Origin of the sequence: Nostoc favosum CHAB5714, assembly GCF_020829495.1 — a bacterium.
Lineage (GTDB): Bacteria > Cyanobacteriota > Cyanobacteriia > Cyanobacteriales > Nostocaceae > Nostoc > Nostoc favosum.
In genome coordinates, this window is the sequence record NZ_JAIVFQ010000046.1 from 45,606 (window position 1) to 55,397 (window position 9,792).

Below are 9,792 nucleotides of genomic sequence, written 5' to 3' on the forward strand. Positions count from 1 at the left end.
AACCCTCAAAATGGCCTTTTCCACATGCCGTGAAAAGTCAGGTATTGGGTGCTGTACTGTGTTTGCTCAAGGAAAGAGTTAGCAACTGCACCTCTGCTATGATCTAACGCCCTCTGAAATACCTTTGCTTCTAATGTTGCTATTGCATTGGCTTGGGCTACCGCGCCATTCATCACCACTCGAATCATTCCCGCCATCATCTGATGATTGATGTTTGGGATAACACTAGCCGCCATGTTGGTTGCTTGTTGAATTGCTGATGCTTCTTGTTCTGATGCTGGCAGGTGCAAATGGTTATGAATTGCTGCACCAGCCAGTTCAAATACTTTCTCTAACTCTTCTGTGATGTCTGGGCTAAACTCATCGCCTTCAGGGTCAACCTCTGCCCCGTGGTCACGCATGATTCGCAGTGCTTCTATCACTTGTACATCGCTGTAGCGATCGCTGAAATATTCGATTACTTGTTTTCTGGTAAACATTATTGTTGCTTCCTCCATTGTTCAAAATCTTTGCGACGTAGATGCATGAAATTTGCAATTAGAAGTCTTTTAACTTCTTCGTACTTCTTGCCCTTCATTAAAAAAAATATAGTTGCTGATAAAAACCTTTGATATCCGTCAAGGTAGTTACTTCGGCAGCCTTTTCCTGTTTCGTAATAGCTGGCTTTTAACGGAGGAATTTTATTTATAATATTTACCTCCCATCTCCAAAGAGTTATACGGTTAATTTCCAGAATCTTACTCCACTCTTTTCTTGATAACAAATTGTCCAAAAAGGCATCATTGATTTTTGGATCTTTTCCTATGGAAGCCAAGATATCATGTAAATTGTCCTGATTCATTGTTTCATCTGCCCTTGCAATATTGTTGCATCAGAACTCTGACATCTCCATATAAAAGTAAAAAATATCGTCAAAACAACTGTTTTTAACATTCTTTTGTTCGCTGGCGCTCGATATTTGCTGTGCAATGTTGCAAGTGCTTGCAACATTGATGCTTGCAACATGGTTGTTACATTACTGCAATGTTGCAATCACCTCAATCAACTAATCTTAGTAAGAAAGCCCTTTTTTGCAAACTGATATTACTAAATTTTGGTAAAATTTGAGTCTAGATACTAATAAATTCCAATAATTAACTTGGATATATTAGTATTAACTTTACTAGCAATATATTTGCATAATAGTTTATTTTTAATCCATATTTAAGGCTTTTATAATAGGAGAATATTGTTTTTTTTGCATTCAGATTAAACTGATGGTTATCGTTAAATAGACTGTCTCTAATAGCATAAAATCCGTTATTTTGTGCCATAATTCTCTTTCCAGATGGGACTTATCGAGGTAAAAAGCGGTTGGCTAACTTTCACAGGGCAGCGACCGCTTTTTACTTTCAGTTAAGTGCAACAATGTTACGCTTGTTAAATACATACTAAAAAACCCGCCAAAGACGGGCAATGCATTTTGATGACAAACTAGTGACAAAAATTTCCGTTAGTTTTTAAAAAAAATCGAGTAGTTTATTTGTCCCGATTCCTCCCATTCCTGATCAATTTTCTCTAGCACCCATTTCACATATTTTGGTGTTCGGCTCATCCAGTTTCTTATCGTTCTAGGGTCACGTTCAAAAAAACCGCATAGCATTGCTTTTAATCTGCACTCTTCACTGCTATCTCCCCTAGCCCATTTACACAAGAATTCAAGTAAACTCATGTCACTCCTTCTGTTACTGATTCTGCCTTGAGTAAACCTCGGTGCATTACAGCCGAGTCGAAAAATTTTAGTTTTGACAAGAGGCACTTAGCTTCTTGAAAGGTACAAACCTCGCCCTTCTCCAAGAGACGCACTGTTAGGTCGTGGGCAAAAGCACGCCTGCTCCTTCACTTGAGGTTTAGAGCAATAACTTCAAGTGGCGTGGTTTTTCCCGCATAGTTTATTGCTCCCTGCACAAAGTGCTTTTTCACTTTTTGCGGGATTATTTAGTTTCTTATACCATACTACACCCATATATATCTATAATAGCTACATATCATATAAGAATTAGGGAGTGTTGATTTATTTGTAGGGTTCTTGTCCCATAACCAATCTCATTTGATAATTTGGGTGATTAACTATGGATGCAACAATGCCTAGAACGAAAGCACAGGGAATGACCAGAATTGAACTTTACGTGCCAACAGCACTATTTTCAGAAGCAGAAGAACTGGCCGACTTTGAGGGTTGGAAATTATCAGAACTGCACCGTGTATTTTGGGAAAACGGTTTTGGCGTTTATGTCGAACGCAGTAACAAGAGAATGATTAACAAGCGCTTGAGAGAGAAAAATTCCCCCGACGTTGCTAATCAGGGAGAAGAAGAGTAATTTTCGCGCCCAGGTTAAACCTGGGCATTGTCGAAGTAAAGGGAGCAACAAAATATGCAAAAGACCTCTTGCAAAAGTGCTTTTTGCACTCTTGGGGAAAAGGTTTTGGTTAAAGGGGAAGGGGACAATACAAAACCTTTTCCTCTTCCCCCAACCCCAGTTCCCACAAATGCCAAGAAGTCTAAAATATTGAAGAAGCATACAGTCTTGCTTGGGTGAAAACAGCTTGTGAACATATTTTAGGTAAGAATATTTGCCATTAGATTGACTTGCTGCATGTCAATCTATGTCAATCTAATGGATTTTGCTCTAGATACTGGCGCACTCCCGCGCTCATGGCTACGAGGTTTGGTTGTATACTTTTCCCTAAAAAATCTTCGACTACATGAGCAATTGTACTTGTGAGAAAGAATGGTACTCCCTTGATTTTTTTCGGGTCAATCACTAGTTCACCACGGCTTTCAATTACTGTATTATTGCCATCTTCCAGAAAGCGATTTTTGCCATAACACTTGACTGCTTCTGTGAAAGCGTGAGTTTCAATACGCCATTCAAGTGTAAAGTCTGTCTGATTCCAGATATTATATTCTGTCCAAGAGAGCATATCTTCACTGAGCAAAACTCTTGCTGCTGCTGGAATTTCACTCCCACCGTGCCATTCATTGACACTAGAAACATTACTGCCTGCTTCACTACGGGATAAAAGTGTGATCTGGCGCACGTTTGGCATATAAGGAACTAGCTCAACTAGTTTGTCCCGATAGGTAGCATAAACCAGGGAGCGTGGAAAAGGAATTTGGGTATCAGCACGGATGAGCATTAATTAATACCATATCTAAATAGAGACAAAATGGGGAATTACCAAGAGTTTAGGGATTGCAACTAAGGTGTTTTTTTGGTTGATCCGCCTGAATTTTGATTAACTATATTTTACTGTCGCATCGGATCACAAAGCGGCACAAAAAAGCAGCAAGGTCTGCCGTGACATCTAAAAGCCTTACTGTGTATAGATGTCACAGAAAGCGGCAAGATGAAGTAAAACTCTAGAACCCTTGCTATTAAAGGAATGTCACAAAAAGCGGCATAGTTAAATTATGAACTTGGTGTCACTTGAAAGCACTCAAAGCTATACAAGATGGGTGTCACAAAGGAAGTGGCAGGGTTGACGAAAAAAAATAGGGATGAAAAAAACTCCGTTTTTGGGGCTTTTTTCTGAAGTGGGATCGACAGCCTCTGATGCTCACAGAACACCTGCTTTTAAGTGTGGGATTCCCTACACCCTATCCCTACAAGCTTTTCATGACTGATGCTGAAATTTATTTCCCAAGCTTTCTATTTTTTATTTTGCAAGTTTTTCTTCTTCCTTTGTTTAGGGCATTGGATATCGACCATCAACCCATGCTCAAATACAATAGTGTGTTTTGGATCTGCTCCATCAGAAAGGAGAGTTTTTTTCTGTTTACTCATCAACTTCATTTCCTTAATTGTGTTCTCGAAAAAATGAAGTTGATAGCCACAATCACACTCAAATGATGAAGGGAATATTTCTTTGGGCATAAACTAATCGAAAAAATTATATTTCCTTGGCATTTTTTTTCATAATCCCATTGCCCAGATGAAAAAGTGTAATCTTTTGTATAAGTTATTGAAACAGAGGAAAGCCGATAGCATGGTTAATCTGTGAACCTGGTGACACTGGACAGCACTCAAGCGGTTGATAATTTTAACAGCAGCCGTTGGTGCGCCAGATGCCATGTACACCTGTGGAGAACTTTGAGTATGGAGTTCGTCATTCTTCTGAATAGGTAGCGAGGTGAAGTTAATGAGTCAGGAAGAACCTAATTACAGTCAAAGCGTCTTTAATCAAGAAAATGCAGTAAATCCAATGGGTTTATTATTTGATGAAGAATGGTTGCGAAAAGGTGTTGAAGCTGAAGATAAAGTTGGTGGTAACATTGGGGCTGGATTAGATTGGGGGTCAGCATTTGGTTCCTTAATGGGCAATCTAGAACTTTGGGGACGCTTCACGACGTTGCGTATTTCTCTAAATAGAGAAGTGCGGTTACTGCTGAATAATTGGAATTTAGGGACAGCTACGAAAATTGCAGTCATTGCTGCAAGAGAAAGGATACTTGAAAAATTTAGATTGCCGACACCAGAGGTAAGAGAATACATACTTGCTACTCTGGAAGATGATGAATTTTATGGCGAAGAATTCATTTCTAATCGAGAGATACTGCGTGAACTGCTTGGGGTGTTGTTAAAACAAGAAGATTGGGAAACCATTGCAGCAGTTGCAGCAGATTCGTTAAAGAAAGAAATTATACATCAAGCTGTTGGTGAAAAAATTTCCGCATAGTCAAGCTCATCGCAATAATCCTATTTGAATTACTTTTTTGTTTTGCCAACAAGCGTGTGCTGTTTAACCTAGCCTTTCTTCTAGGTTCTCAACGTTTAAACTTTGTGAGAGGATTAACCCAGTATTTAAACTCAGCTTAAACATCTTGTTCTGAAATGTGATCTAAATTCATCACTACACAGGAGTGCTTAATCATGGCGCAGGACGAACTAAAGAACAAAGTAGCTTTCATTACTGGTGCAAATAAAGGTCTGGGGCTGGAAATGAGTCGCCAACTCGGACAACATGGATTGACAATTCTGATAGCAGCCCGAAACTTAGATGCAGCTAAAACAGCAGCAAGTAATTTAGAGAAGGAAGGAATAATAGCTCACCCAATTGCCCTGGATATCACTGATAGTACTCAAATTGAATCTGCCGTTCAACAGATTAGTGATTCTTTTGGTAGGCTTGATGTCTTGATCAATAACGCGGGTGTGTTTTTAGATGGTGACTGGTTAACCAGTAATGCTAGTTCTGTTTCTGTAGAGATTATTCGACAGACATTTAACACAAACTTTTTTGGATTAGTGGAATTAACTCAACGAGCATTGCCGTTAATATTGAATAGCCCTAGCGGTCGAATTGTAAATATGTCGAGTATTGAAGGCTCGTTAACACTTCATGCCGACCCCAATTCATTCATCTATGATTCCAAACCATTTGCTTATGATGCTTCCAAGGCAGCTGTTAACTCATTCACGATTCATTTAGCTCATGAGTTACGCAATACTCCGGTGAAAATTAATAGCGCTCATCCGGGTTGGGTAAAAACGGAATTAGGTGGTGAAGGTGCAATGATGGACATCGCATCAGGTGCGAAAACTGGTGTTGAATTAGCGATATTGCCAAATGATGGCCCCAGTGGTGGGTTTTTCCATCTTGGCGAACCAGTAGCTTGGTAACTTACGCCACGACTTGAAGCCGTGGCGTAAGTTATTAATTATTAGTACATCTTTCACGATTTTCGTATACTCGATACTATTGACTATTGACCCTTACGGCGAACGGCGATTCATCCCATATTGAAGGAATGGGATGAATCGCCGTCTTTTGTAAAAAGTTGAGCAATATCCTTCTGACTTTGACTTTTCCGTATTCCGTGAAAAGTCGGCTCTAACTCTAATCAAGTCATCTATTATTAGAGGTACTTATTAGTACGTGGACACCGACTTAACCATTGGATATTGCCCCCAACTGGTGCTTGAGAATTAGTATTTTACGCTGATACGCTTCAATCTCAGCTTGAAGTTCAGCACATAATTCGCTTGGTGTAACCAGATGAATTTTCTCCTCTTCAAGATGTGACACTTCGGAAAAATCGTTTTTATCTAGGAGAGCATAACGCCAAGATTCGTTACACAAGCCAGTCAATAGATTATTGGGTGGATAATACTGAATCCCAACAATCACTCCCTGCTTGCTTCTCTGCCCGAATGAATATTTGGGTGATGTCCAATAATTAGGAATAGTCACAACTTTTGAAGTTTCCATGCGATTGCTCCTATCTTTGTTTTGACTGTGTTTGTACTACTCGCTGCTGCCTTTTCTCTACCAAAATCTGACCCATAGATCCTCCAGTCCCCAGCCCTAACATGGCTGTAGTAATCGTGTACATTGTATTTCTGCCTTCATATTTGCACTCCTAAATACCCGATAGATATGGCCGCTAATGTGCTAGTCAGACCTACAGCAATTACTTGTGCTTGATTCCGTTCCATAATTAGAATGCCTTTCCCTGATAGAGGTTATGATTTAAATGATTTTGCTGTTACGCGAACGCGCTACCCCGGAGCAACTTGAACAAATGCTGCAACAGCACAAGTTCTACATCAAAACCGCAGTCGATATCGAACGTCGGGTACTAGTTGGTGGTGGTGATTTACACTATGACTGCGAACAGGCTCTTTTGGGTGATGGTAGTCGGCAAGAAACTATCTGGGCAGCAAGCTTGATGCCTGTAACTCAAAAGATGATTTTTGAATCAATTGTCAATCTCCGCCCCCGGCAAAATAAGTCAATGGAGATATTGGACTCTAATATTAGAGAAGGGGTCGCTCAAATCATTATCGAATTCCTGGGAAATTTATGATCGAATTGACACCGAGACAACAAATTTTTATACAAGATGATGTGACTACCCGTTTACATCATCTAGCTGCACACCTTGAGCAAATTCAGTTTTTGTGGACTCAAGGCTCGTCCCAGGAATTGATGCTGACTCTGGTCAAAGAAAGTCGATACTTTATCGAGTGGACTGTACCAGATATGGTGAAAGCAGAGGACATTGATAGAGCAGCAGAGTTGGTTGACTTAGGTCGCTTGTTGACTCGATGGCTATTCAATTGGGAGAACATTTGGTCGGATGCCGAACAGAAGCAATCTGCATCTCTTGAAACTTCATATTGGTTACAGCGAGTTTTGGAAATATCACGTACAGAACCGGAATCACTGAGTGCCTGAACTCTATGAATTCTTCCTCTGTTTAACCGCTCCATGACTTGATTCTCCTTGTCGATTAAATTGCTCCACCTGATCAATTGCCTCTACTACTTCTCCTAAAACATTGAACGCATCGTTTAGCACCACATCATTCGATGTAGAAAAGGAAGGAGGACGATTGAAGCCTGCGATAATCCTTACTGCTCCCGACAAGCCGCAACGTATATTGACATCCTTGCAAGATAGTCCGAATCTCTGATGTAGTTAATTTGATTTCCATTGTTGTTTCCCTCCCTAAAATTTATCTCGTTGAATACTCAAACTTGCTCCGACTAAAGAAGTCCCTAAGAAGGCAGAAAAACTGACCACCATTGCACCCAAGCAAATACTCTTCTGCTGCTGCCACCCGGAGATGATGATGTTGGGATTAGCATTTGTCTCAATAATCTCCAGCCCCCAACACCCCATTGCCCCTACTCCTGAAAAGCCAGTCAAGAGCAGAGAGATAATTGCAGTTGTTTCTATGGTGTGATCAATGAAAATCCTGGGGTTGAATCTTCTCTTAGTACGACGACGAGGAACCATTTTACTCTTGTGGTTTAATTGAGATTGGTAAACAACTTGTTTGTGATTAGTCATTTGGAATCCTCCAATTCAATAAAAAACCCTGCACCAGTATTGCTAATCTTTACCTTTCTTTGATTGACCAAGGTTTGAATCACTGACAGACTGAAGTTGATATGACACAATCGAGCGCTACCCCCACAACGACGGAGATACTGTAGGCACAATGAGGAATGGTCAGCAGGGGCGGGATGAGTGGATTTTCTCGGCATAATCTTGACTATGATTCTATGATTTGTAAATGATGTGAATTGAAAAAAATTCCTTGACTAGGTGGCATATCTGGAAAATGAACGCAAACCATGCCGTGTGCTGAATACTGGATTACTGTACCTGTTTGCCCTAACCTTGGGTCTTTTTCTGTCAGTGCTTTAATGACTTTGACAATTGAATTAATTAGTGGAAGATTAGCCATTTTTAATCCTTGGATGAACAGCCTGATATGGAAGTACATCTGGTGAGTTGTGACTTTAATGCTGAAAGTGCCTTATCCTTTGATAAACTTGGTTTATGTTTGATAACACTTGCAAATTTATCGCTGAAATGTATTCTCCCGATTTCGCCACTTGGCTATTAGGAGAACCGATTACTTTAACCAAATTAAGTCCTACAGAATTGTCTTTAGAACCTATTCGTGCTGATGCTTTAATCTTGTTGCAATCAGATGAAGTTGTTCTCCACATTGAATTTCAGACTAAACCCGATGACGATATGCCGTTTCGGATGGCTGATTACCGTTTGAGGGTATATCGCCGTTTTCCCAATAAACGAATGCACCAAGTGGTAATTTATTTAGCCAAAACTGAATCAGAGAAGGTGTATCAAACTACTTTTACTACTGAAAGTTTACGACATGAGTTTTCAGTGATTCGATTGTGGGAGCAGCCTCCTTCAAATTTTTTGAGAAGCCCAGGGTTATTACCATTTGCTGTATTAAGTGCGACTGACAACAAGGTTGCTACACTGCAACAAGCGGCCGAAACTATTGATAAAATTCCTGAAAGGCGAACTCAAAGTAATATTGCTGCCGCCTGTGCAATTCTGGCTGGGTTAGTATTAGAGCAAGAAGTAATTGCGCGTTTATTCAGGAAGGATGTTATGCAAGAGTCAGTGGTTTATCAATCAATCAAGACCGAAGGTAGCGATGAAAAAGCCCGTAAAATTGCTATTAACTTATTAGCTGAGGGAATTAGCGTCGATGTGATAGCTCGGGTTACTGGTTTATCAGTAGAAGTAGTGCAACAATTACAGCAGGAATAATCCGAGAACCAAGAGTAATTTTGCGACTATTCCTATACTGAATCGGCTCACCAAGGGCTGCATTTTAAGTCCCCATTTTTTACCTTACTTAGTGACGGTGCTGGGTTGTTGACAACAATGCCCGTGTTTGTTGTAGCTGCTCGTACTCATCCCAATTTCTGAGATTATAAGGTGATGACGTTGATTCTTCAAACTCCCAGTTCTGAGAACTGATATCAAATAACTCAATTGCTGCATCAAACCCACACTGTAAAAATCGGGTATATGATTCTTCAGACCAAAGAATAGACTCAACAATTGCAGTCAGTAATTTAAGATTAGTTTCAGTTGCCGCTCCCTCAGATTGGAGCCATTCAATTGTTTCCAGCAGTTGTTGTTTAGCAGAAGCCGCAGTAGATGGTGGTAATGCTGCGATGGGAATAAAACCTGTTAGTTGTTTCATAAGTCCTCCATGTCAACGAGATCAGCCGCTACTTTGCGTTGAGATTTGGCTTTACTAATTTGGAATTCGTTCGCTTTAATTACAGGCATTGCAGCCTCTTTGACTGCTGCTTTTGCTTGGTGATAGAGGAATTGAACAAGGGAGCATCCCAGTTTTTGAAGTGGCTCAAACCGACAATAATCCATTGAGGTAGGCACAGCGATGGGCTAGGACTTGAGGTACATTTTCTCGCTTCCACTGCGCTCCGGAAATCTTAGTTCGACGGT

At 40.3% G+C, this 9,792-nt stretch carries 16 protein-coding genes; 6 read left to right on the forward strand and 10 right to left on the reverse strand.

Annotated elements, in window-relative coordinates; genetic code table 11:
• Window positions 1-5: 5 nt before the first annotated feature.
• Together LC586_RS24295 and LC586_RS24300 are read right to left on the reverse strand one after the other, a co-directional pair.
• Complete coding sequence (locus LC586_RS24295) at window positions 6-479, reverse strand: hypothetical protein (protein WP_229487215.1); 474 nt, start codon at window positions 477-479, stop codon at window positions 6-8.
• Complete coding sequence (locus LC586_RS24300) at window positions 479-841, reverse strand: hypothetical protein (protein WP_229487216.1); 363 nt, start codon at window positions 839-841, stop codon at window positions 479-481. The genes LC586_RS24295 and LC586_RS24300 overlap by 1 nt, the downstream gene beginning before the upstream one ends.
• A gap of 1,270 nt (window positions 842-2,111) precedes the next feature.
• Here LC586_RS24300 and LC586_RS24305 point away from each other — a divergent pair.
• A complete protein-coding gene (locus tag LC586_RS24305; protein WP_229487217.1) occupies window positions 2,112-2,360 on the forward strand; it encodes a hypothetical protein in 249 nt (82 codons plus the stop codon).
• 289 nt (window positions 2,361-2,649) lie between these two features.
• Here the strand turns inward: LC586_RS24305 and LC586_RS24310 are convergent, their stop codons facing one another.
• Together LC586_RS24310 and LC586_RS40805 are read right to left on the reverse strand one after the other, a co-directional pair.
• Window positions 2,650-3,180 carry a hypothetical protein gene (locus LC586_RS24310; protein WP_229487218.1) on the reverse strand — a complete coding sequence of 177 codons (531 nt, stop codon included), beginning with the start codon at window positions 3,178-3,180 and terminating at the stop codon, window positions 2,650-2,652.
• A gap of 512 nt (window positions 3,181-3,692) precedes the next feature.
• A complete protein-coding gene (locus LC586_RS40805) occupies window positions 3,693-3,827 on the reverse strand; it encodes a hypothetical protein (RefSeq protein WP_267921722.1) in 135 nt (44 codons plus the stop codon).
• A gap of 355 nt (window positions 3,828-4,182) precedes the next feature.
• Here LC586_RS40805 and LC586_RS24315 point away from each other — a divergent pair, with 355 nt between their 5' ends.
• Both LC586_RS24315 and LC586_RS24320 read left to right on the forward strand, forming a co-directional pair.
• Complete coding sequence (locus tag LC586_RS24315) at window positions 4,183-4,719, forward strand: hypothetical protein (protein WP_229487219.1); 537 nt, start codon at window positions 4,183-4,185, stop codon at window positions 4,717-4,719.
• Between the two features lie 194 nt (window positions 4,720-4,913).
• Window positions 4,914-5,663 (forward strand): SDR family oxidoreductase, encoded by a 750-nt coding sequence (locus LC586_RS24320; protein ID WP_229487220.1) that lies wholly within the window; start codon window positions 4,914-4,916, stop codon window positions 5,661-5,663.
• 268 nt (window positions 5,664-5,931) lie between these two features.
• On the opposite strand, the gene LC586_RS24325 is transcribed toward LC586_RS24320, so the two are convergent.
• Window positions 5,932-6,252, reverse strand: a complete 321-nt coding sequence (locus LC586_RS24325) for a hypothetical protein (RefSeq protein ID WP_229487221.1) — start codon at window positions 6,250-6,252, stop codon at window positions 5,932-5,934.
• Between the two features lie 265 nt (window positions 6,253-6,517).
• Here LC586_RS24325 and LC586_RS24330 point away from each other — a divergent pair, with 265 nt between their 5' ends.
• Together LC586_RS24330 and LC586_RS24335 are read left to right on the forward strand one after the other, a co-directional pair.
• Window positions 6,518-6,850 carry a DUF5674 family protein gene (locus LC586_RS24330; RefSeq protein ID WP_229487222.1) on the forward strand — a complete coding sequence of 111 codons (333 nt, stop codon included), beginning with the start codon at window positions 6,518-6,520 and terminating at the stop codon, window positions 6,848-6,850.
• Window positions 6,847-7,221, forward strand: a complete 375-nt coding sequence (locus tag LC586_RS24335) for a hypothetical protein (protein ID WP_229487223.1) — start codon at window positions 6,847-6,849, stop codon at window positions 7,219-7,221. The genes LC586_RS24330 and LC586_RS24335 overlap by 4 nt, the downstream gene beginning before the upstream one ends.
• A gap of 3 nt (window positions 7,222-7,224) precedes the next feature.
• Here LC586_RS24335 and LC586_RS24340 read toward each other — a convergent pair whose 3' ends face one another.
• From LC586_RS24340 to LC586_RS24355, 4 genes are all read right to left on the reverse strand, one after another.
• A complete protein-coding gene (locus LC586_RS24340) occupies window positions 7,225-7,413 on the reverse strand; it encodes a hypothetical protein (RefSeq protein ID WP_229487224.1) in 189 nt (62 codons plus the stop codon).
• Between the two features lie 81 nt (window positions 7,414-7,494).
• Window positions 7,495-7,839: a hypothetical protein gene (locus tag LC586_RS24345; protein ID WP_229487225.1), complete on the reverse strand. Its 345-nt coding sequence runs from the start codon at window positions 7,837-7,839 to the stop codon at window positions 7,495-7,497.
• A complete protein-coding gene (locus LC586_RS24350) occupies window positions 7,836-8,036 on the reverse strand; it encodes a hypothetical protein (protein WP_229487226.1) in 201 nt (66 codons plus the stop codon). Before LC586_RS24350 ends, LC586_RS24345 begins: the two co-directional genes overlap by 4 nt.
• An 8-nt stretch (window positions 8,037-8,044) precedes the next feature.
• Window positions 8,045-8,239 (reverse strand): hypothetical protein, encoded by a 195-nt coding sequence (locus LC586_RS24355; protein ID WP_229487227.1) that lies wholly within the window; start codon window positions 8,237-8,239, stop codon window positions 8,045-8,047.
• Window positions 8,240-8,334: 95 nt separating this feature from the next.
• Here LC586_RS24355 and LC586_RS24360 point away from each other — a divergent pair, with 95 nt between their 5' ends.
• Complete coding sequence (locus tag LC586_RS24360) at window positions 8,335-9,084, forward strand: Rpn family recombination-promoting nuclease/putative transposase (protein ID WP_229487228.1); 750 nt, start codon at window positions 8,335-8,337, stop codon at window positions 9,082-9,084.
• 88 nt (window positions 9,085-9,172) lie between these two features.
• Here the strand turns inward: LC586_RS24360 and LC586_RS24365 are convergent, their stop codons facing one another.
• Window positions 9,173-9,526 carry a hypothetical protein gene (locus LC586_RS24365; RefSeq protein ID WP_229487229.1) on the reverse strand — a complete coding sequence of 118 codons (354 nt, stop codon included), beginning with the start codon at window positions 9,524-9,526 and terminating at the stop codon, window positions 9,173-9,175.
• Window positions 9,527-9,792: the final 266 nt, after the last annotated feature.

What these genes read in the sequence shown, in the direction of transcription:
- LC586_RS24310 (WP_229487218.1), bottom strand. Translation starts at nt 3,180, where the DNA reads ATGCTCATCCGTGCTGATACCCAAATTCCTTTTCCACGCTCCCTGGTT.
- LC586_RS24320 (WP_229487220.1), top strand. Translation starts at nt 4,914, where the DNA reads ATGGCGCAGGACGAACTAAAGAACAAAGTAGCTTTCATTACTGGTGCA.
- LC586_RS24305 (WP_229487217.1), top strand. Translation starts at nt 2,112, where the DNA reads ATGGATGCAACAATGCCTAGAACGAAAGCACAGGGAATGACCAGAATT.
- LC586_RS24325 (WP_229487221.1), bottom strand. Translation starts at nt 6,252, where the DNA reads ATGGAAACTTCAAAAGTTGTGACTATTCCTAATTATTGGACATCACCC.
- LC586_RS24315 (WP_229487219.1), top strand. Translation starts at nt 4,183, where the DNA reads ATGAGTCAGGAAGAACCTAATTACAGTCAAAGCGTCTTTAATCAAGAA.
- LC586_RS24360 (WP_229487228.1), top strand. Translation starts at nt 8,335, where the DNA reads ATGTTTGATAACACTTGCAAATTTATCGCTGAAATGTATTCTCCCGAT.
- LC586_RS24355 (WP_229487227.1), bottom strand. Translation starts at nt 8,239, where the DNA reads ATGGCTAATCTTCCACTAATTAATTCAATTGTCAAAGTCATTAAAGCA.
- LC586_RS24295 (WP_229487215.1), bottom strand. Translation starts at nt 479, where the DNA reads ATGTTTACCAGAAAACAAGTAATCGAATATTTCAGCGATCGCTACAGC.
- LC586_RS24300 (WP_229487216.1), bottom strand. Translation starts at nt 841, where the DNA reads ATGAATCAGGACAATTTACATGATATCTTGGCTTCCATAGGAAAAGAT.
- LC586_RS24330 (WP_229487222.1), top strand. Translation starts at nt 6,518, where the DNA reads ATGATTTTGCTGTTACGCGAACGCGCTACCCCGGAGCAACTTGAACAA.
- LC586_RS24335 (WP_229487223.1), top strand. Translation starts at nt 6,847, where the DNA reads ATGATCGAATTGACACCGAGACAACAAATTTTTATACAAGATGATGTG.
- LC586_RS24365 (WP_229487229.1), bottom strand. Translation starts at nt 9,526, where the DNA reads ATGAAACAACTAACAGGTTTTATTCCCATCGCAGCATTACCACCATCT.
- LC586_RS40805 (WP_267921722.1), bottom strand. Translation starts at nt 3,827, where the DNA reads ATGAGTAAACAGAAAAAAACTCTCCTTTCTGATGGAGCAGATCCAAAA.
- LC586_RS24345 (WP_229487225.1), bottom strand. Translation starts at nt 7,839, where the DNA reads ATGACTAATCACAAACAAGTTGTTTACCAATCTCAATTAAACCACAAG.
- LC586_RS24350 (WP_229487226.1), bottom strand. Translation starts at nt 8,036, where the DNA reads ATGCCGAGAAAATCCACTCATCCCGCCCCTGCTGACCATTCCTCATTG.